Annotated in this window: 19 protein-coding genes; 13 read left to right on the top strand and 6 right to left on the bottom strand. The window is 39.2% G+C overall.

What is annotated here, in order from left to right; translation table 11 throughout:
• Window positions 1-134 precede the first annotated feature (134 nt).
• The 8 genes from E0H87_RS07530 (at window position 135) to E0H87_RS16100 (ending at window position 8,464) form a co-directional block, all read left to right on the top strand.
• Window positions 135-818: a GntR family transcriptional regulator gene (locus E0H87_RS07530; protein WP_131323030.1), complete on the top strand. Its 684-nt coding sequence runs from the start codon at window positions 135-137 to the stop codon at window positions 816-818.
• 23 nt (window positions 819-841) lie between these two features.
• Window positions 842-1,726, top strand: coding sequence for a methylisocitrate lyase (prpB, locus tag E0H87_RS07525; RefSeq protein ID WP_016165869.1), 885 nt, complete (start codon window positions 842-844; stop codon window positions 1,724-1,726).
• A gap of 96 nt (window positions 1,727-1,822) precedes the next feature.
• Window positions 1,823-2,974: a 2-methylcitrate synthase gene (prpC, locus tag E0H87_RS07520; RefSeq protein ID WP_131323029.1), complete on the top strand. Its 1,152-nt coding sequence runs from the start codon at window positions 1,823-1,825 to the stop codon at window positions 2,972-2,974.
• Window positions 2,974-5,598: a Fe/S-dependent 2-methylisocitrate dehydratase AcnD gene (gene acnD, locus E0H87_RS07515; protein WP_131323028.1), complete on the top strand. Its 2,625-nt coding sequence runs from the start codon at window positions 2,974-2,976 to the stop codon at window positions 5,596-5,598. The genes prpC and acnD overlap by 1 nt, the downstream gene beginning before the upstream one ends.
• A 70-nt stretch (window positions 5,599-5,668) precedes the next feature.
• A complete protein-coding gene (locus tag E0H87_RS07510) occupies window positions 5,669-6,184 on the top strand; it encodes a hypothetical protein (RefSeq protein WP_131323027.1) in 516 nt (171 codons plus the stop codon).
• A gap of 193 nt (window positions 6,185-6,377) precedes the next feature.
• Window positions 6,378-7,724 carry a PIN-like domain-containing protein gene (locus E0H87_RS07505; protein WP_131323026.1) on the top strand — a complete coding sequence of 449 codons (1,347 nt, stop codon included), beginning with the start codon at window positions 6,378-6,380 and terminating at the stop codon, window positions 7,722-7,724.
• A 94-nt stretch (window positions 7,725-7,818) separates the two neighbouring features.
• The gene (locus E0H87_RS07500) at window positions 7,819-7,962 is read left to right on the top strand and encodes a zinc ribbon-containing protein (RefSeq protein WP_205677742.1); all 144 of its coding nucleotides are present in this window, start codon (window positions 7,819-7,821) and stop codon (window positions 7,960-7,962) included.
• A gap of 352 nt (window positions 7,963-8,314) precedes the next feature.
• Window positions 8,315-8,464 carry a zinc ribbon-containing protein gene (locus tag E0H87_RS16100; RefSeq protein WP_319922776.1) on the top strand — a complete coding sequence of 50 codons (150 nt, stop codon included), beginning with the start codon at window positions 8,315-8,317 and terminating at the stop codon, window positions 8,462-8,464.
• A 135-nt stretch (window positions 8,465-8,599) separates the two neighbouring features.
• On the opposite strand, the gene E0H87_RS07490 is transcribed toward E0H87_RS16100, so the two are convergent.
• The 6 genes from E0H87_RS07490 to tssH are packed head-to-tail and all read right to left on the bottom strand — an operon-like array spanning window position 8,600 to window position 16,153.
• Window positions 8,600-9,568, bottom strand: a complete 969-nt coding sequence (locus tag E0H87_RS07490) for a M15 family metallopeptidase (protein ID WP_131323025.1) — start codon at window positions 9,566-9,568, stop codon at window positions 8,600-8,602.
• A gap of 7 nt (window positions 9,569-9,575) precedes the next feature.
• On the bottom strand, window positions 9,576-10,154 hold the full coding sequence (locus E0H87_RS07485) for a hypothetical protein (RefSeq protein ID WP_131323024.1): 579 nt from the start codon (window positions 10,152-10,154) through the stop codon (window positions 9,576-9,578).
• A 14-nt stretch (window positions 10,155-10,168) separates the two neighbouring features.
• Window positions 10,169-10,972 carry a type IVB secretion system protein IcmH/DotU gene (gene icmH, locus E0H87_RS07480; protein ID WP_131323023.1) on the bottom strand — a complete coding sequence of 268 codons (804 nt, stop codon included), beginning with the start codon at window positions 10,970-10,972 and terminating at the stop codon, window positions 10,169-10,171.
• 12 nt (window positions 10,973-10,984) lie between these two features.
• Window positions 10,985-12,349 carry a type VI secretion system baseplate subunit TssK gene (gene tssK / locus E0H87_RS07475; protein WP_131323022.1) on the bottom strand — a complete coding sequence of 455 codons (1,365 nt, stop codon included), beginning with the start codon at window positions 12,347-12,349 and terminating at the stop codon, window positions 10,985-10,987.
• A gap of 5 nt (window positions 12,350-12,354) precedes the next feature.
• Window positions 12,355-13,467: a type VI secretion system protein TssA gene (tssA, locus tag E0H87_RS07470; protein WP_131323021.1), complete on the bottom strand. Its 1,113-nt coding sequence runs from the start codon at window positions 13,465-13,467 to the stop codon at window positions 12,355-12,357.
• 25 nt (window positions 13,468-13,492) lie between these two features.
• Complete coding sequence (tssH, locus tag E0H87_RS07465) at window positions 13,493-16,153, bottom strand: type VI secretion system ATPase TssH (protein WP_131323020.1); 2,661 nt, start codon at window positions 16,151-16,153, stop codon at window positions 13,493-13,495.
• 356 nt (window positions 16,154-16,509) lie between these two features.
• On the opposite strand from tssH, the gene E0H87_RS07460 reads away from it, so the two are divergent.
• The 5 genes from E0H87_RS07460 to tssE all read left to right on the top strand — a co-directional run bounded on the left by E0H87_RS07460 (window position 16,510) and on the right by tssE (window position 20,303).
• Complete coding sequence (locus tag E0H87_RS07460) at window positions 16,510-17,184, top strand: hypothetical protein (protein WP_131323019.1); 675 nt, start codon at window positions 16,510-16,512, stop codon at window positions 17,182-17,184.
• 26 nt (window positions 17,185-17,210) lie between these two features.
• Window positions 17,211-17,720: a type VI secretion system contractile sheath small subunit gene (gene tssB / locus E0H87_RS07455; protein WP_131323018.1), complete on the top strand. Its 510-nt coding sequence runs from the start codon at window positions 17,211-17,213 to the stop codon at window positions 17,718-17,720.
• The gene (gene tssC / locus E0H87_RS07450; protein WP_131323017.1) at window positions 17,713-19,194 is read left to right on the top strand and encodes a type VI secretion system contractile sheath large subunit; all 1,482 of its coding nucleotides are present in this window, start codon (window positions 17,713-17,715) and stop codon (window positions 19,192-19,194) included. The genes tssB and tssC overlap by 8 nt, the downstream gene beginning before the upstream one ends.
• A 48-nt stretch (window positions 19,195-19,242) precedes the next feature.
• Complete coding sequence (locus tag E0H87_RS07445; protein ID WP_016165884.1) at window positions 19,243-19,746, top strand: Hcp family type VI secretion system effector; 504 nt, start codon at window positions 19,243-19,245, stop codon at window positions 19,744-19,746.
• An 83-nt stretch (window positions 19,747-19,829) separates the two neighbouring features.
• A complete protein-coding gene (tssE, locus tag E0H87_RS07440; RefSeq protein WP_016165885.1) occupies window positions 19,830-20,303 on the top strand; it encodes a type VI secretion system baseplate subunit TssE in 474 nt (157 codons plus the stop codon).
• Window positions 20,304-20,316 lie beyond the last annotated feature (13 nt).

Below are 20,316 nucleotides of genomic sequence, written 5' to 3'. Positions count from 1 at the left end.
ATGATTTTACTTAAACGTTGTCAAGTCTTCGTCCATCACATTTGCAACTCTAATACCAAAGTTGTTGACAATCTTGTTGCATTTTAATTTATTTGTGCTTATTTTAGCTAATAATTGAACTGATTGTTGACAATATGCAAATTGACGAGCTGTCTACACAGACAAAACAAGTCGCTACAGCGACTTTAACTGACCAGATCTTCAGAAAAATTCAAACTGCGATTGTGAGTGGTGAAATTGCAGCGGGTAGTAAAATTTCTGAACCTGAGCTGGCACGTGTATATGGCATTAGTCGTGGACCTTTGCGCGAAGCCATCCACCGCTTAGAAGGGCAAAAATTGGTAGAACGCACTGCTCATGTCGGCGCGCGTGTAGTGTCTTTATCGCATCAACAATTGTTTGAGCTGTATCAAATTCGTGAAAACTTGGAAGGTTTGGCTTGCCGTTTGGCTGCACAAAGCATCGATAAACAGCAGATTTTAAATTTGCGTGAAGTGCTGCACTTACATGCACAAGACCCAAATTTTAAAGAAGGGAAAGGCTATTACTTACAAGAAGGTCAGGACGATTTTCATTATTGCATCATCAAAAACAGTGGCAATAAAACCCTAGAAAAGATGTTGTGTGATGAGTTGTATCACTTGATTCGGATGTATCGAATTCAGTATTCCAAAACCCCAAATCGTCCGCACAGAGCCTTATCGGAACATATTCGTATTTTAGATGCCATTGCCGAAGGTGATGCAGAACTTGCGGAATTACTGATGCGACGCCACATTGCTGCGTCTTATCAAAACATTGAACAAAACCTAATTTAATGATGAAGAGAGAGGGAGGACGTATGTCAACGTTATCAGCAGGGCAGAAATTCCGCGATGCGGTTGCAAGTGAACATCCACTACAAGTGGTCGGGACCATCAATGCTAATCATGCTTTATTGGCAAAACGTGCTGGCTATAAAGCGATTTATTTATCTGGCGGTGGGGTGGCTGCTGGCTCTTTGGGTTTACCTGACTTAGGTATTAGCAACCTTGATGATGTACTCACCGATGTACGCCGTATTACTGATGTATGTGACTTGCCTTTATTGGTCGATGCCGATACTGGTTTTGGTGCTTCAGCATTTAACATTGCACGTACCACCAAAGCTTTAATTAAGTTTGGTGCAGCGGCTATGCATATTGAAGACCAAGTGGGCGCGAAACGTTGTGGGCATCGTCCAAACAAAGCCATTGTTTCACAACAAGAAATGGTAGACCGTATTAAAGCGGCGGTTGATGCGCGTGGTGATGATAAGTTTGTGATTATGGCGCGTACCGATGCTTTGGCTGTAGAAGGTTTGCAAGCGGCAATTGACCGTGCAGGTGCTTATATTGAAGCAGGCGCGGACATGTTGTTCCCAGAAGCGATTACTGAATTGGCGATGTATAAACAATTTGCTGCTGCAACGAATGTTCCAATTTTGGCAAACATTACTGAATTTGGTTCTACGCCATTATTCACCACAGAGGAATTGGCTTCTGCGGATGTCAGCATTGCGCTTTATCCTCTTTCAGCTTTCCGTGCCATGAACAAGGCAGCGGAAAATGTCTACACTACTTTACGTAAAGAAGGCACACAAAAGAACGTGGTCGATACCATGCAAACCCGTCAAGAATTGTATGATCGCATTAACTACCATGCGTTTGAACAATACCTTGATGCCTCTTTTGTCAAAAATAAATAACAGTTTAACCATAAAATCTTTGCGTCAGTGTAGGAAATAAAACTGACGCAAAGCATAAAAATGAATTGATCCACCCAATGGAAGAAGGAAGATCTCATGAATGCAACAACAAACGGATTCAAGCCAAAAAAATCAGTCGCACTCAGCGGACAAGTGGCGGGTAATACAGCACTTTGCACCGTAGGTCGTAGTGGTAATGATTTGCACTACCGTGGTTACGACATTTTAGACCTTGCGGGTCAAAGCGAATTTGAAGAAGTGGCTTACCTTTTGGTTCATGGCAAATTACCGAATAAAGCGGAACTCAAAGCCTATAAAAATAAACTGAAAGCGCTGCGTGGTTTGCCTGCATCACTTAAAGCGGCTTTAGAACAGCTCCCACCATATGCACACCCAATGGATGTAATGCGTACTGGTGTTTCAGTTTTAGGTTGCTTAACTCCAGAACACGAAGACCACAATGAAGCTGGTGCAAAAGATATTGCCGACAAATTAATGGCAAGCCTAGGTTCAATGCTGCTCTATTGGCACCACTTCAGCAACAACGGTCGTCGCATTGAAGTTGAAACCGATGATGACTCAATTGCAGCGCATTTCTTGCATTTACTTCATGGTGAAAAACCATCTGAAGAGTGGATTGAAGCAATGCATACATCACTCATTTTGTATGCTGAGCACGAATTCAACGCATCTACATTTACGTCACGTGTAGTTGCAGGTACAGGTTCTGACATGTACTCGGCAATTACAGGCGGTATTGGTGCGCTTCGCGGACCTAAACATGGTGGTGCAAACGAAGTTGCATTCGTAATTCAACAACGTTACGACAACGCAGACGAAGCAGAAGCAGACATCCGTAGCCGTGTTGAGAAGAAAGAAGTTGTGATCGGTTTTGGTCACCCTGTCTATACAATCTCTGACCCACGTAACGAAGTCATCAAAAAAGTGGCACATGACTTGGCACAAGCACAAGAGAACACCAAGATGTACCTCATCGCTGAACGCTTAGAAGCAGTGATGAAAGATGCGAAAAACATGTTCCCGAACCTCGACTGGTTCAGTGCTGTGAGTTATCACTTAATGGGCGTTCCAACTGCAATGTTCACACCATTATTCGTGATCGCACGTACAGCAGGTTGGTCAGCTCACGTGATTGAACAACGCCAAGACGGCAAAATCATTCGTCCAAGCGCGAACTACACAGGCCCTGAAAACCTCAAATTTAAACCATTGGCGGAGCGTGGTTAATGAACACAAAATACCGTAAACCGCTGGCAGGAACCCAGCTTGAATATTACGACGTGCGTCAAGCCGTTGAAGATATTCAGCCAGGCGCATACGAAAAACTGCCTTACACGTCTAAAGTACTTGCAGAGCAATTGGTACGCCGTGCCGATGCCGAGAACTTAACTGCCTATTTAACGCAGCTAATTGAACGCCGTCAGGACTTGGATTTTCCTTGGTACCCAGCGCGCGTGGTGTGTCACGACATCTTGGGTCAAACTGCTTTGGTTGACCTTGCAGGTTTACGTGATGCAATTGCCGACAAAGGCGGCGACCCATCTAAAGTCAATCCGGTTGTACCAACACAGCTCATTGTTGACCACTCTTTAGCAGTGGAATTCGGTGGTGCTGATCCAGACGCTTTTGAAAAAAACCGTGCTGTTGAAGACCGTCGTAACGAAGACCGTTTCCACTTTATTGAGTGGACCAAAACTGCATTTAAAAATGTTGATGTGATCCCTGCGGGGAACGGCATCATGCACCAGATTAACTTAGAGAAAATGTCTCCGGTGATTCAGGCGCGTGATGGCGTGGCATATCCAGACACGTGCGTAGGTACAGATTCACACACTCCGCATACAGACGCTTTGGGCGTGATTTCTGTGGGTGTAGGTGGTTTAGAAGCTGAAAACGTAATGTTGGGCCGTGCATCTTGGATGCGTCTGCCAGACATTATTGGTGTTGAGTTTGTAGGTCAGCGTCAGGCAGGTATTACTGCAACAGATATCGTACTTGCTCTAACTGAATTCTTGCGTAAAGAACGTGTAGTCGGTGCATATCTTGAGTTCTTTGGTGAAGGCGCTGACAGCATGTCTGTGGGCGACCGTGCAACCATTTCGAATATGACACCAGAATATGGCGCTACGGCTGCAATGTTCTACATCGACCAGAACACGATTGACTACTTACGCCTAACAGGCCGTGAAGATGCTCAAGTGGCATTGGTTGAACAGTACGCAAAAGAAATTGGCCTTTGGGCAACTGACATGATCAAAGCAGAGTATCCACGTGTACTACGTTTTGACCTATCAAAAGTAACACGTAACATTGCTGGGCCATCAAACCCACATGCACGTGTTTCAACTGCGGACCTAAAAGAAAAAGGTATTGCGGGCGTTGTTGAAAACCGTTCTGACGGCTTAATGCCTGATGGCGCAATCATTATTGCTGCAATTACTTCGTGTACAAATACCTCTAACCCGCGTAACACCGTGGCAGCAGGTTTGTTGGCACGTAAAGCAAATGAGTTAGGCTTAGTTCGTAAACCTTGGGTGAAATCATCATTTGCACCGGGTTCAAAAGCGGCTGCACTTTACCTCGAAGAAGCGGGTGTTCTAAAAGACTTGGAACAACTTGGTTTTGGTATTGTGGCTTACGCTTGTACGACATGTAACGGTATGTCGGGTGCGTTAGATCCAGTCATTCAACAAGAAATTATCGACCGTGACTTGTACGCAACCGCAGTACTCTCTGGTAACCGTAACTTCGATGGCCGTATCCATCCATATGCAAAACAAGCGTTCTTGGCATCCCCACCACTAGTTGTGGCATATGCAATAGCGGGCACGATTCGTTTTGACATCGAAAAAGATGCTTTGGGTCACGATAAAGACGGTAATCCGATTTACCTGAAAGACATTTGGCCATCTGACGCTGAAATTGATGCATTAGTAAAAGAAGCTGTGAAGCCTGAACAGTTCCGTAAAGTCTACATTCCAATGTTTGACTTAGGCGTAACCGTAGAGGCTGAAAGTCCTCTTTATGACTGGCGTCCACAAAGTACTTACATCCGCCGTCCACCATATTGGGAAGGGGCGTTGGCTGCACCACGTACTTTGGCGAACATGCGTCCGCTTGCGATTTTGGGTGACAACATCACCACTGACCACTTGTCGCCTTCAAACGCGATTTTGATGGACTCGGCTGCGGGTGAATATCTTCACAAAATGGGTTTACCAGAAGAAGACTTCAACTCATATGCAACTCACCGTGGTGACCATTTGACTGCACAACGTGCAACATTTGCTAACCCGAAACTGTATAACGAAATGGTGGTTCGTTCAGATGGCACCATTAAGCAAGGTTCAAAAGCGCGTGTAGAGCCAGAAGGCGAAGTGATGCGTATGTGGGAAGCGATTGAAACCTACATGAACCGTAAGCAGCCATTAATTATTGTTGCGGGTGCTGACTACGGTCAGGGTTCAAGCCGTGACTGGGCTGCAAAAGGTGTACGCCTTGCAGGTGTTGAAGCAATTGTGGCAGAAGGTTTTGAACGTATTCACCGTACTAACTTGGTGGGTATGGGCGTGTTACCACTTGAGTTTAAACCGGGTGTAAACCGCAAGACTTTAAAATTAGATGGTACAGAGCTTTATAGCGTGATTGGTAATATCGCGCCACGTTCTGATTTAACGTTGGTGATTGAGCGCTCAACTGCTGATGGTAAGAATGAAATCGTGGAAGTGCCCGTGACTTGCCGTTTAGATACAGAAGAAGAAGTTTCTGTATATGAAGCAGGTGGTGTATTACAGCGTTTTGCACAAGACTTTTTGGAAAGCCAAGAAGAGAAAGAGCAATTAAGAGCTTAATTATTAAAAGTATTTGAAATTGTTTAAAAAAAGCTCTACATTTATGTGGGGCTTTTTTAGAGATTAATAAGTGAATATAAGTATTTTAAAGAAAGATCGTGCTTTCATTTTACAAATAAGTGAAGAATTTTTTCAGCAAGATAATATTATTAGCAAACTTCATGAATTTAGTCAGTTTGGTATTAAAGGATGGGAGATCTGGCTTCAAGTAGAATATTTTATTTTTTTAAGCAATCATCCTCAAGTAAAAAAAGTAGATAGAGAAATTCGCTGTTTTCTAGATGGTCGAAAAAGTAAAATCAAGCGTTCTGCTATTCTTGATTTTATGATTCATGAAAAGAATAAAACTTCGGCTATCCCATTAGAAATTAAACAAGATGTTAGTCCAACTACATGTTTAAGAAATATGTTGAGCGATGTTAAGAAGTTTGGAAATATTAAATATACTGGAATAAGTACGGATAGAAATCTTTGGTGTTTGGGTGTTCATTTGGGGCAACTTAAAGAAGAACATTATGAAAAATGTATGTATGAAATAATTAGTAATCCAATTGGAAATACAAATTATTTTTATACATTAATTTAAAATCTAAGCAATAAAACTACTCTTATGTATTGGTGAAATAGTCACTATAAATACTCCATTAAAATCCTTGTAAGTAATGAATATACGATTCTTTAATTGGGTTTTTGTGGTGGTTAAGTAGCTGAATAATTGAAATAAAAGTCGATTTTTGTTCCTAAATCTATATGTGGTCTTTTAAAGATTAATACTTTCTATGAAAAATATGTTCAAACAGTACAATTATTTTTATACGCCTGAGCAATATAAAGATATTTGGGAGAATGCATTGTTTGTATTTGATACAAATGCTTTATTAAACCTATATCGTTATCAAGAAGAAACAAAGAATGAATTTTTACAAGTTCTTGATAAAATTTCGAATAGAATATGGATACCGCACCATGTTGCTTTGGAATTTCAAAGAAATAGACTAGATGTGATTTGTGAGCAAAAATCATTATTTTCAAAAACCAAAAATGCTTTGAATTCTACGTCAAAAACCTTAAGTACTGAATTGGATAAACTACAGTTAAGAAAAAGACATTCTTTAATAAAGATTGATCAATTTGTTGAAAAAATTGATAATTTAATTAAAGAATTTAATAGTGGTTTAGATGATTTAAAGTCAACTCAACAACACTTATCTCATCAAGATAGTTTAAAAGAACAATTGGAATTATTGTTTGAAAATAAAGTGGGTAATCCACCTCAGAGTCAAAAAGAATTAGATGAATTGTATAAAATTGCGGAAACTAGATATAAAAATAAGATTCCACCTGGATACTTAGATGAAAATAAAACTGATATATGTGTCGATTCTTCATTAATTTATAAGAAGAAGTTTGGTGATTATATGGTGTGGAATCAAATATTGGAACATGCAAAAAAAAATCAGAATATTGAGAATATTGTTTTTATTACTAATGATTTAAAAGGAGATTGGTGGAAAAAATATGATGCTTCAGGTGAAAAATTTAATCAACCTCGACCAGAATTAATAGATGAAGCATTAATTGTAGGGGGAGTGAAAAATTTTATAATGTATGATTCAGAAAAATTTCTTAGTTATGCATCTAATTATTTAAATGTTGAGATATCTGATAGTGCTGTTCGGGAAGTTAGAGATACGACTGAAATTTATAATAAAAATAATTTTTCAAAGTCTGCTATTCAGTTTAATTTAACCAAGATAAGTGATAGTCATGATTTTTTTTATGATGAAATAAAGAAGAAGTTAGCTTTGGATAAAGTGAAACAATTTAAAAAACAAATGGTAAATGAGCTATATCATAATAAAGGAATAAGGGAGTATCAAATAGATGTTTTAGAATGTCCAGAATGTGGCTTAGAAGCAATGATTCACAATGAATTAAGTTCTACAGGCTATAAATGTATTTATTGTGAAAATGAAGAGTCTGATGAAATAGAGGTACAGTGCACTATGTGTGGTTCAATGTGGCCTAATTCAGAAATTTCACATATTGAATGGACAGATGAGGGGCATATTGAAAAAATGTGTCCTGTTTGTAGACATGATCCTGATTATGTAAATGATGATTAATATTTCTGACCCCTGCGGTCACAAATTAGACTCTACAATCTCAAAAGCTTGTCTATACTCTGTTCACCATTTCTAAAACACATGGAGAACAAAAATGGTAACTGCTGGCGAAAAACCTGGAACAGGCTTCTATTTTTGTATTCAATGCGGACACCGCGTTTACTTAGAAATTGGTACAGACCGTTTACCCCCGTGTACCAAATGCCTTGGCAGTCAATTTAACAACAAGATTGCCTAAGCTGCACACTACAAACAGTGATCTGCTGTTTGAATAAAGCCCTGTCACACCAGATAGGGCTTTTTATTTGTATCAAGAAAACTATAGAGGGAAATGAAACCTGATTTTAGTACTTTGATCCTAGACAGTATTGTGGACAACGGATCCCTCTAAAGAACATGGCATATGCGACCTAAAGCCTTATTTGTGTTTACAAAATGAGTAAAACTTCGCTTTGATGACTAAATTCTATTTAGCTCACCAGTTTTTTCAATACATTATTTCTTACATTTATGACACCATTATTTTTAAAAATGATCAATAGACATTGAGCATAAGCGCGTTATACTAGGGCTACCATTTCTAAAACAACATAAGGAGGACAAAAATGGTTACTGCTGGCTCTAAACCTGGAACAGGCTTCTATTTTTGTGTTCAATGCGGACGTCGAGTCTACTTAGAAATTGGTACTGATCGTTTACCCCCGTGTACCAAATGCGCTTGCACTCAATTTCAAAAATAAAAGTGACTAAGCAACAACATTAAAACAGATATCCCTGTTTTAAAAAAAGCCCTATTCATCCATAGGGCTTTTTGTTGTCATGAACCATATAAAGGGATATGACTTGGTATTCAGTCATCCCAATTGGGCGTATTATTAATTTAACTCTTGTGCTAAAAGCTGTCCTTCAGTCGTGAGTTTTTCGGCCATTTCTGCTGTTTTTTTCAAACCTAGCATACGGAACTCGGTATGACCATAGTCATGAATAGACTTCCAGCGTCCGCCCCAAGTTAAACCAACCGACTCGGCAACTTCACCATATAGTTGATAGCCTTTCCAAGCCCAAGGATCACGTTCAGAAATGACCACTTTGCCATCCCGTTTAAATGCAACATCTGCAGCCAAGCCAAATTGGTGATAGCTTTGGAAGGCTTTAGCACGCGTGGTATTTTTATTGCCAGAAAGCATATTTTGACGCGCGGGACTACGGTAACCCTCTAACAATACCAGTTCATAACCATAACGTTCCTTCATGATTTTAAAAACCATCAATAACCGTTGCTTGTAGCGTAAATTCATCCGATCCCATTTTCGGTCAATCAATGAAGTATCAAAATGCCCATGGCTTTGTTCAAATGTCGTATCGCGTTCTAAAGAGAAAGGTTGAGCCGTGACACTGTTGTTCTGTGCTTGATATTGCTGTTCTAGTTGCATGGCCTCAACAATTGCAGCATCCACCAACTGTTCATCAACCTCTGGTGGTGGTGTCAGTATTTCACCATTCAATAAGGCATAAATTTGTGGGTCGACTTTTTCCAGATAATTGGCCTCAACTTTGGTTGGATCAATGGGGCGGGTAAAGGCAAAAAGTAGAATACTGCCCAGTAAAAAGAATCCAGCAATCAAAATCCACCATTGTTGTAGATGCCAATGGGTTTGAGTCTGTTCGGCAGAAGCTGCATAACCCATTTCTTGCGCAAACTGACGTGCGTGCCCAAGCTTTTGTTTGCTGTTGGGTAAAATCAACCGTACATAATTTAGGGTTCGCAGCCGAAGCTCGTAAGACATTAACAAGCTCAAACCAATCACCAACGCCAGAAAGCTACAGCCAATAAAAATAATCATCTTGGTTTTAATGGGTAGCAGGTGATGATGGATGTGTGGTTTGTACTTGAGGCTGAACCAATTCAGCTTCTTTATCCAGTTGATCTAATAAGGCAGGCTTCACTACGCCTTGAGCCAAGGGTTGTACTGTCGGGGTTGATGTGTGATGTTTCTGCATTCTTTTTTCGATTGAGACCACGGCTTTACTCGCTGATTTGGGTTCTTGACCCAGATTGGCGAAGGGTGAGCTGTTTGGCGTATGCGTATTCAGATTGGTCGTATTATTCACTGAATGCTTAAACAGTGCGGACATCTCTTGTTCATTGATTTGATTTGGATAATCAATATCCTCATCTGTTGTAGTCGCATTTTCCACGGGCTTAGTTTCGTGGGGAGGTGTATGCGTAATTGTCTCAGCTTGATTCGGTTCTATGTCAGTAGATGTCGTTTTTTCAGAGTTTTGTGCATAAAGATAAAAACCGAAAAATCCACAACTTAAAATAATGCCACCGACAAAACCTGCAATCACATAAATGCTTGAACGCTTTTGTGGCTTTGCAGGATTTGCTTTTAAAATGCGTAGGGTATTTTGCTTTTCTTGGGCCATGGAGCTACCACCATTTATGGTAAATAAATCGTGATATTGGCCTGTTCAGTTGGCGTACTAATCACATTGTTAAATGGCGCAAGCGACTTTTGTGTTTGCTGGTTAAGGGTGTATCTTAAGCCTGCAAAAGCCAGAAGGCTAAAAATCAGTAAAAATAGAATAATCCAGACGAATGGAAGTTCACGATGAATGATGTTCTTGATTTGATCAGGTAGAGCCGAAAAAGGCGAGAAAGCAGCTTTTTTCCCTTTTAAATAATCAATTTCATCTCCAATTCGTGCCACCAAATGATTTAGGCTTTCAGTCGATTCAATTCGATATTTACCTTGAAAGCCCAACAGCAAGCAATAATGAAAAACTTCGAGTGAGGCGAGTCGGTCTTTACCTTTACTACGCAGTTGCTCTAAAACTTCAAAAAATTGATAACCTGCCAGTTGTGAACCAAACAGGCTTAGTTGTAATGGATTAATTAACCATAGATTTTGCAAATTAAAAAAAGCATCGTTTTGCTGCGTAACGATGGTTTCATCCAACAAGGCACAATAGGCATATTTAGCATCATGAATATCTTCCGCAGAAAATTGTAATTTGCGTGCCTGCTGTTCAAAGCGGTGTAATAAATCCAGAACTTTTTGTCTAAATTGTTCGGGTTGTTGAGGGACATATTGGTTTCTTAATAAAAAAACCACATAAAAACCGTCATACAGTAAATCAATTAGGCAGGATGTTGGCTTCACAATCGCAGGGTGATAAGGCAAGGTATTTGAGCCAATTTGACCATCATCAAACAAAGAGGGTGCCTGACTAGAAGAATTCATTTTTATTATTCCTTAGCTATTCATCACAGCAATTAATTCAATACTAATGTCTTGGAAACCAGATGGAACATAAATACAAATGGTTTCAGAAGACAACATCTGTTGGTAAAGTTCATGATGAGGTTCAATTTCAAAATAACTCACCCCTGAACGCACAGGAATGGCCGTAGGAACTTGCATTAAGTGATGTAATGGAATTGCAGGAAGTGCTGCAACCACACGTTGTTCGACGTCAATGGTACTGCCCACTTTAAAGCGTAAAGGCACAATTTGAATTAGTTCATGCGTTTGCATCATGCTACTAGAGACAGAAACATAGAGTCGGGTATCTCGGGTAATCTTGTCAGTTTCAAGACTACCGACCCAGTACGATGGGCGTGTTTCTTTTAAGCTAATACTGATGTAGCGATTAGAAATAATCGTATCAAGTAAGTCACGTAAAATTTGCTCTAAATCACTGAAACTTTGTTGCAGTTGGTGATGTTGATATTTGGGCAGTTGGTCTACGTCATAGACGGATGAGAAAGTCAGTAAAGAACCAGTCAATCGTAACAGTTCGGAAAATAAGCGTTCAGGATGAATCTGAGGGTGTTGAAAAATGTGATTGAGGCAAGAATATGCTGTATTAAGTGCATTGACCAACCAAAAAGACACAATATCACCAGAACGAAATTCAATCAGTTTTTGTTCATTTTCACGATTATTAGATTGAATGGTTTTAATCTTGGCACGAATGATATTTAGCAAACGTTTCAACTGATTTAGCAATGCTGCATTTGATTCAATATGCAATAACGGCGGAATAAACTTCGGGTCAAGTTCAAAATGTCCTGAACTTTGGCGTTTAATCATGCCAACAGGTAGATATAAGAACCCATCCATTTCATGGGTTGGCATCATATGTGGTTCTAATAACTTAAATTCTGCGCGACGTTGCAATAGGGAAATTTCAGCAGGAGACGCATCGGTAAACAGGTCATGGGTTTCTGTCAAATAACAATGATAACGACTTGACTGTGAACTTTTTTCATATGAGACATTTTTTTTATTGGCTTGTACGATAGGAATCGCCAAATAAATTTGCATTTCACCTTGCAAGTTTAAATTGTCCAATAAAATGGGTTCAGGTAAAAGGTCACGTGAGGGAGCGGCATAAATTTCACCGTCTTGCCAGATCATTTCAATAGCTTCTAAAGCCAAAACATTTAAGTTCAATTGGCTTTCATCGAAGCTAATTTTTTGAATACCGTAGGCAAAAGGAATGGTGGCACGAATGGTCTGATTCAGATGTTGTTCGTGATAACGGTCTTGTAATTGAAAGTGTTGAGGACGTAAAAACAAACCTTCGCCCCAAAGAATTTTTTCTGCTTTAAACATGTCAATTACCAGTTACTTGTTTCATTGTTGGTTGAGGAGATGCCCAATAATTCTTGAACAGATTCAAGTGGATTTTCCTGTTTAATGACCTGAGCTAACCATTCATGTAAAGGCATTTGGCTCCATTTCACTGTCTTTTGCAGCATATAACTCACTGGGCTATGGGGTTCATGTGTTTGAAAATAATCGGCAATGTCCTGCAAAACTTTGATAGCTTGTTCCCGATTTTGTAAATGACTTTGTGGGGAAGGTTGAAAACCTTGTTGTGAATGCAGGGGCATAGCGAAAGCTGTTTCGGTGTGAGGCAATTGACGGGTATCTGTTGATATTTCAAGCGTAGATGAAGTGTCTAAAGTGTCAGATCCATGTTGAAATTGATCCGCTTTATAAATTTTCTTTAATGACTTATGGATATCTTCAAGCTGTGAATCGATATGCGCAAAGCTTGGAGCTTCCAGTTGCATGAGTTGATCTAGTACCAGTTTTAAGGTTTCCCAATGCAATAAAAGTTGTTCAAAACTTTGGTAATTCTGTAATTGTACCGTTCGGGAACTTTGCGCCAGTGCGAGGTCAAATTGTTCGAGTTGATTCGAAAATACAGCCTCATCATCGGCTTGTTTTCTTTGATTGTTGTTTTGATAAAGAAAATTTTCATAATCACATAAAGAATAAGCTGGCGAACTTTCAATCAATGGTGTTTTTTTGATTAATAGCGGAAGTTGATTGACTAAACCTTTTAATAATCCCAAGCGTTGATCTAAGTCATCTTCTTCAATTGCAGGGTGTAACTTGAGCCAGAATTGTTCTAATAAACGGTGTGACAGTTCCAGACTCTTCGATAAGCCATAGAAACCATACAAATTTGCCCATGCTTCAGATAACCAAGTGAGCAGTCGAATATCTTTGGTTTTTTCAATTAGAAGTTGGCAACTTTGTTCTGCAACAAAATTCCAGTCAGCTTGTTTCGGTTCTGTAATCCAGTCACCCAAGACCAAAGATGGATCATCTTCAGTCTTGGCTTTTTTAATGGCATGAAATTCATTGGAAAAGGATAAATCTTCCCCACATGCTTTTGTACCCGAAATGGGTTCGAGTAACTTGTCTAACTCTATATTCATGGTATGAAATAATCCAATTTACGTTTTATACAGTTTCAGCTTTGACCGTTTTGGTTTTTTTCTTTTTAGTTTGCTTAATATTGGGATCAAGAACATAAATGAATTCGTCATTTTGCACGTCTATGCAAATTTGATTTGGCAACTTTTGCTCGCTTAAAGCCAGTAAAATTTCCGTTGCTAAAGCAGGCAGAATCGAAGCATTTAAAATATGATCTACATTTCGGGCACCGCTATCCACTTCAGTGCAACGGCTAAGTAATAGCTCACTGACATCATCACTATACTGAACCTGCACATTGTATTGCTGCTCGATGCGCTGGATAATTTTTCCTAATTTATGCTCAATAATTTGAATTAAAAGATCATCATGTAATGGGAAGTAAGGAACAATTTGCATGCGACCTAAAAATGCAGGTTTAAATTGCTGATATAAACTTGGTTTTAATTTATCAAGTAGTTGCTCAGCAGTAGGCCATTGCTCGACAGGATGATTTAGACAGGCTTGCATGATGCTGCTAGAGCCTGTATTTGAAGTCAGTAAGATCGTAGTATTTTTAAAATCAATGATACGTCCTTCACCATCTTCTAGAGTACCTTTGTCGAAGACTTGGAAAAATAATTCTTGAACATCTTGATGTGCTTTTTCAATTTCATCCAGTAAAACAACACTATACGGATTTCGTCGTACCGCTTCGGTCAATACGCCACCTTGACCATAACCGACATAACCCGGAGGCGAACCTTTTAACGAGGAAACGGTATGGGCTTCTTGGTATTCGGACATGTTAATGGTAATGAGGTGCGATTCACCGCCATATAACTCCTGTGCTAGTGCCAGTGCTGTTTCGGTCTTACCTACACCACTTGGTCCCACTAACATAAACACACCTTGTGGTTTATTGGGGTCTTCAAGCTTGGCTTTAGCGGTTTTAATGCCTTGAACTAGCAGTTTTAATGCATAATCTTGCCCCATGACGCGTTGTTCAAGTTTGCTTTTTAGGTTCAGTATTTGCTTAATTTCATCGCTGACCATGTTACCTACAGGAATACCTGTCCAATCAGAAATAATTTCATTGATGATGGTGGCATTCACACGGTCAAACACGAGGGGGTTATTGTCTTGTAATTGGAGCAGTTTGAATCTTAGTTCAGCAATTTGCTCATTACAGTTAACGGTTTGACCATCTTGCAGCGCTTGGATTTGTTTGACTAAAGCCAGTTCTTGCTGCCATTTTTGTTGTATGACTTGAATATTTTGTTCTAAAGACAGAATGTTTTCTTGAATGCTGTTCAGACGTTCTTCATGAATTGGATTACTTTGGTGTTCATTCTGTAGAATGTTTAGTTCTAATTTGAGATTGTGTAATTGCGCTTGAAATTGGTCTAATTGAATAGGTTGAGCATTCTGCGTCAGTGCGACACGTGCAGCCGCAGTGTCTAAAACGCTAATCGCCTTATCGGGGAGTTGGCGCCCTGTAATATAACGATGTGATGCATGAACAGCGGTTATAATTGCTTCATCATCAATTTGTAACTTAAAATGTTCAGTCATAACTGGAATCATGGCGCGTAGCATATCAATTGCGACAGCTTCGGTTGGTTCCTCCACTTGAATGACTTGAAAGCGACGACTTAAGGCTGCATCTTTTTCAAAGTATTGTTTATATTCTGCCCAAGTTGTTGCAGCAATAGTGCGCAGTTCACCACGAGCTAGTGCAGGTTTAAGTAAATTTGCAGCATCATTTTGTCCCGCTTGTCCTCCTGCACCAATCAGTGTATGTGCTTCATCAATAAATAAAATAATAGGATGACTTGAACGTTGCACTTCCTGAATAATTTGTTTCAGTCGGTTTTCAAACTCGCCTTTGACACTGGCTCCTGCTTGTAATAACCCCATATCTAAGGTGTGAAGTTGTACATTTTTGAGCGCATCTGGAACGGAATTTTGTGCAATTTTTAAAGCCAGTCCTTCAACAACCGCTGTTTTTCCGACGCCTGGTTCGCCCGTTAAAATCGGGTTGTTTTGTCTACGTCGCATCAGAATATCGAGCATGAGGCGAATTTCATGTTCGCGTCCAATTACAGGGTCAATTTGTCCGTTTTGTGCTTTTTGCGTCAAGTTGATGGTGTATTGATTTAAAGCAGGTGTCTGCGAAGTTGATGGTTGGATAGAACTAGAGGGAAGATCTTGTACTGCTGGTGTTGTATGACATTCGGTACTGTTTCGACAAATGTCTAAAAACTGATGTTTTATCGTGTCGATTGGCAACATGGTTAAGTGTACAGATGCTCGGGTTGCAATCTGGTGTAAATCAGTCGCGGTAAGTAATGCAACCAATAAATGGCTACTCCGAATAACAGGTATTTTCTCAGCAGAGGCCACTAACCAAGCTTGTTCAAATAAACGAACAATAGACAAAGCAAAAATAGGGGTACGAGTGTTACCTTTAGGCAATAATGCAATGCTTTGGCTTAAATCATTTAAAAGTTCTTCATGCGCAATTTTGTATTTTTTTAATATGAGTTGCAGATCATTATCTGAATTTTGTTTCATCAATTCAGTCAGTAAATGCTCAATCTCTATTTCAAAATTTTGTTGAGAAACACAAAAGTTCGCCGCCTTTTCTAAAGCTTCACGTGCAGGAATAGACAGTTTTGTAATTAAAACTTTTAAATTATTCATTATGGATCTCAGCTTTTGAGACTAAGATTTGAATCACTACTTTCATACGAATATTTTTGTTGGTTAAGTTATTAATAAAAAAGTAATAATCAAATTTTCTTAGTCAAAAAAATCATAACTTTCTAGCATGAAAAATTATGTTTTTAAGTAATTGGTATAAAGTCGTGCGAATCATATATCATAAATTTTAAGAAAAAAAGTGTTATTTAAATTTATTAAATGTCATTAACTGACCAAATTTGTCTTGACTATTGTGGTCGATTTTTAGTTAAATCTGCGTACTTTAAAAATACATAAAGTAAAAACCAGTAAATAAACGGGTTAAAACTTTAGACAAATACTTAATAATAGAGGTTGTTTTGAAGACAAATATTCTCTTATGGGCAGGCTTAATGCTGTCTAGTTTATCTATGAGTACGCTTGCGAGTAATTCAGATATTGATATTTCTCGAAGTTGCATCAAGAAAAATCCGTTAGTTTCTGGTGAAAATGATCCTGTTTTATTAAAAACATATAGCCAAATTTGCGATAAAAAAAATGCAGATAATAAAAATGGTTATTTAGTTCAAGCAGCGCAACGTTTTCAGCAAATTGGTCGAAGCGAAAAAGCTTTAGCACTGGTACAGCAGCTTGAAGCTGAAAAAGTACAAGGTAATACCCTGACTGATGTTAAGTTTCTTGCAGCGACCAATATTGCAAATGATGCATTAAAACAAATGCGTCAGAAAGAAATGCGTTATCTCAGTTCGGACATTACTTATCCAGCAGCAAATGAACTCATTCGATCAATTGATTTGGCAAAACCAGCCTCAGTTTTATTAGAAACTGCTTTAGATAATGCTGAAAAGAATCAAACGACATCAAAATCATCGAAAAAAAAATCAGCAAAAGTTAGCACAACTACAAAGAATAAGACCAAAACTAAACCCGCAGCAGTAACAACCAATAAGGTGAAGGCAAGTACAGCGACAGTTAAAGTCAATACGACCAATACGAGTACAAATAGCAGTAGCAACCCTTTTGCGGGTTTATAACAATTTAAAATATAAGGCTTTAAAACATGGCTAAACGAGAAAGCGTGCAAAAAAAATTGCAGCGTATCCGCCCCCCGCGTGTCCAACTTACTTATGACGTAGAAGTGGGTGAGGGGAAAGAAATTAAGGAGCTCCCTTTTGTCGTTGGAGTTTTAGGCGATTTTTCTGCAGCTTCGGAGCAGGAAAAAACCAAACTTAAAGATAAGAAGTTCGTGAATGTTGATTTAGAAAATATTGATGAAGTCATGGAATCACTTTCGCCACGAGCAACTTTTCAGGTACAAAATACGCTTTCTGAAACGGGTGGGCGCTTTGGAGTTGATTTAACCTTTAAATCAATGGATGACTTTAGACCTGAAAATATTGCACAGCAAATTGAACCTCTGCGTAAACTGGTCGAAGCACGTGAGCGTTTAACGGATTTACGTAACAAAATATCGAATAGTGAACGTTTAGAAGATTTATTAGATGACGTTTTAAAAAATACCGAACAAGTCCGTCAACTGAGTCAAGATGTGGGAGCGGACAATGAATAACATGCAATCTGCACTTGCTGTGCAAGATAGTTCAGCAGAATTTACTTTACTTGATTCTATTGTTGAGCAAAGCCGTATTGCTCGAAACGATGAAGAACATGACCGTGCGAAAAGCCTCATCGCTGAACTAGCAAAAGAAGTTATGGCTGGAACAATTACGGTTTCAGACAACATGTCGATGTCGATTGATAAGCGAATTGCCGAAATCGATGATTTAATTTCCAAACAATTAAGTCAAATTATGCATCATGCTGAGTTTCAGAAAATCGAATCGACATGGCGCGGATTATATTACTTCTGCCAAGAATCACCTTCAAATCCACTCATTAAAATTCGGGTATTAAACACCACGAAAAAAGAGTTGATTAAAGATTTTCAAAGCGCTACAGATTTTGATCAAAGCACCTTATTCAAGAAAATTTATGAAGAAGAATATGGTTCCTTTGGTGGAGCACCGTATGCAACTTTGATTGGTGATTTTGAATTTGACCGTACCCCAGCAGATATGTATTTGTTAGAGCAAATCTCACATGTTGCTGCGGCATCTCATGCTCCGTTTATCTCTGCTGCCAGTGCCAATATGTTAGGTCTGGAATCTTTTACTGATATTGACCGACCGCGAGATGTATCAAAAATTTTTGAAACCGCTGAATATGTGCAGTGGCGTTCATTCCGTGAAAGTGATGATGCCCGTTATGTGGCATTAACCATGCCACGTGTTTTAGGTCGTTTACCTTATGATCCAAAGCAAGGCATGCAAACCGAAGGCTTTAATTTTGTAGAAGAGGTTTCGGGTCAAAACCACGATGAATATTTATGGATGAATGCTGCTTATGCATTTGGTACACGTTTAACCAATGCATTTGATATGCATGGTTGGTGTGCTGCAATTCGTGGCGTAGAAGGCGGGGGATTGGTAGAAGGTTTACCAGTACATACCTTTAAAACCAGCGATGGTGAAGTTGCATTCAAATGTCCAACTGAAATTGCGATTACAGACCGCCGCGAAAAAGAGCTAAGTGATCTTGGCTTTATTCCATTGGTACATTGTAAGAACACGGATTATGCAGCATTTTTTGGTGCGCAATCCGCGCAAAAACCAAAGAAATATGACAGCGATACTGCAAATGCCAATTCAGCTTTATCGAGCCAGATTCAATACATTATGGCAGTTTCTCGTATTGCACATTATTTAAAAGCCATGATGCGTGACAAAGTGGGTAGTTTTGCATCGGCAGGCAATGTCGAAGCCTTTTTAAATGAATGGTTAGCAAAATATGTGCTCTTGGATGATGGGGCTTCTCAAGAAGCAAAAGCCCAATTTCCATTAAGAGAAGCTTCCGTGAAAGTTGTAGAAAATCCAGCAGAGCCTGGTCACTACAAGTCTGTGGTCTTTTTAAGACCACATTTCCAGCTGGACGAGTTGTCCGTATCTTTGCGACTCGTCACTGAGTTGCCTCAGTCTTCTAATTAAATTAAGAACAGCTCAATAATTAAGAACTTTATAATATAGGATAATTTCATGAAAGATATATACGTCGAATTTCGAGGTAAATACAAAGTTGATGGCGAGTCACGTGACTCAGAGCACAAGGGTTGGTTAGAAGTAAACTCTTGGGCGCACAATATTCGTCAGCCTAAGTCTGCAACTTCATCTAGCGTGGGTGGTCACACTGCTGAACGTGTTGAACATGCCGATATGCACTTTGTAAAAGACCTTGATGCGACTAGCCCGAAACTATGGGAAGCGTGTTCAGCAGGTTACACTTTTGATGAAGTGCAAATCGATTTTTACCGTGCCAATGGTGATAAGCGTATTAAATATCTTCAAATTAAATTGAAGCATGTTTTAGTTTCAAGTGTTGCGCCAAGTGTGAATGAAGAGGGTGTGCCAACTGAAACTTTCGGTTTGAAATATGCTGCAGTTGAGTGGACCTATAATCAACAAGATATTAACGGTACTGCGAAAGGTGCTGTGACCAAGAAATGGTCATTATCGAATAATACAGCATCTTATGCTGCGTAACTAAACTCAGATCAATACATAGAGGATAACTAATGTTGTCCTCTATTTTTTGAATGCAGAATAAATTGACTGAGATAATGAGCATGAGTTTAGAACAATTACACCCCTACGGCTTTCAGTCCACGCTGTTTGATCGCTTACTTCCTGAAACTGAAAGTATAAAAGGACTTTCAATTCAAGAATTAAGACAGTCAGTCGCCAATGATCTTGAAGATTTACTGAACAGCCGTATAGCAAAATTAGATCATCTTATTGATGCTTATCCTTTGTCAAAACAATCGATTGTACAATTTGGCATTATTGATTTTGTTGGACTTTCGACCGCAAATCCTCTTGATCGCGATAAAATTTGTCAGTCGATAGAGCAATCTATTTCTGCACATGAACCACGCTTAAAACAAGTCAAAGTAGAGATGCTTTTAGATGGTCACAATATGGGGGCATTGTGTTTAACCATTCAGGCTTATTTAAATATTCATCCCTTATATGAGCCCGTCGTTTTTGATGCATTGTTGAAACCAACGACGCAACAATATGTTATTTCTGCGCAAGCTTAAGGTATAAGGACAA

The sequence above is a fragment of the Acinetobacter sp. ANC 4178 genome (assembly GCF_004331175.1).
In the GTDB taxonomy this organism is placed as follows: Bacteria; Pseudomonadota; Gammaproteobacteria; order Pseudomonadales; family Moraxellaceae; genus Acinetobacter.
Note: the sequence above shows the minus strand (reverse complement) of the source record. Positions and strands in the feature narration are given on the sequence as shown.

What these genes read in the sequence shown, in the direction of transcription:
- E0H87_RS07500 (WP_205677742.1), top strand. Translation starts at nt 7,819, where the DNA reads ATGGTAACTGCTGGCGAAAAACCTGGAACAGGCTTCTATTTTTGTATT.
- E0H87_RS07490 (WP_131323025.1), bottom strand. Translation starts at nt 9,568, where the DNA reads ATGATTATTTTTATTGGCTGTAGCTTTCTGGCGTTGGTGATTGGTTTG.
- tssC (WP_131323017.1), top strand. Translation starts at nt 17,713, where the DNA reads ATGAATAACATGCAATCTGCACTTGCTGTGCAAGATAGTTCAGCAGAA.
- E0H87_RS07485 (WP_131323024.1), bottom strand. Translation starts at nt 10,154, where the DNA reads ATGGCCCAAGAAAAGCAAAATACCCTACGCATTTTAAAAGCAAATCCT.
- tssE (WP_016165885.1), top strand. Translation starts at nt 19,830, where the DNA reads ATGAGTTTAGAACAATTACACCCCTACGGCTTTCAGTCCACGCTGTTT.
- tssK (WP_131323022.1), bottom strand. Translation starts at nt 12,349, where the DNA reads ATGTTTAAAGCAGAAAAAATTCTTTGGGGCGAAGGTTTGTTTTTACGT.
- tssB (WP_131323018.1), top strand. Translation starts at nt 17,211, where the DNA reads ATGGCTAAACGAGAAAGCGTGCAAAAAAAATTGCAGCGTATCCGCCCC.
- acnD (WP_131323028.1), top strand. Translation starts at nt 2,974, where the DNA reads ATGAACACAAAATACCGTAAACCGCTGGCAGGAACCCAGCTTGAATAT.
- tssA (WP_131323021.1), bottom strand. Translation starts at nt 13,467, where the DNA reads ATGAATATAGAGTTAGACAAGTTACTCGAACCCATTTCGGGTACAAAA.
- icmH (WP_131323023.1), bottom strand. Translation starts at nt 10,972, where the DNA reads ATGAATTCTTCTAGTCAGGCACCCTCTTTGTTTGATGATGGTCAAATT.
- E0H87_RS07445 (WP_016165884.1), top strand. Translation starts at nt 19,243, where the DNA reads ATGAAAGATATATACGTCGAATTTCGAGGTAAATACAAAGTTGATGGC.
- prpB (WP_016165869.1), top strand. Translation starts at nt 842, where the DNA reads ATGTCAACGTTATCAGCAGGGCAGAAATTCCGCGATGCGGTTGCAAGT.
- E0H87_RS07530 (WP_131323030.1), top strand. Translation starts at nt 135, where the DNA reads ATGCAAATTGACGAGCTGTCTACACAGACAAAACAAGTCGCTACAGCG.
- prpC (WP_131323029.1), top strand. Translation starts at nt 1,823, where the DNA reads ATGAATGCAACAACAAACGGATTCAAGCCAAAAAAATCAGTCGCACTC.
- E0H87_RS07505 (WP_131323026.1), top strand. Translation starts at nt 6,378, where the DNA reads ATGAAAAATATGTTCAAACAGTACAATTATTTTTATACGCCTGAGCAA.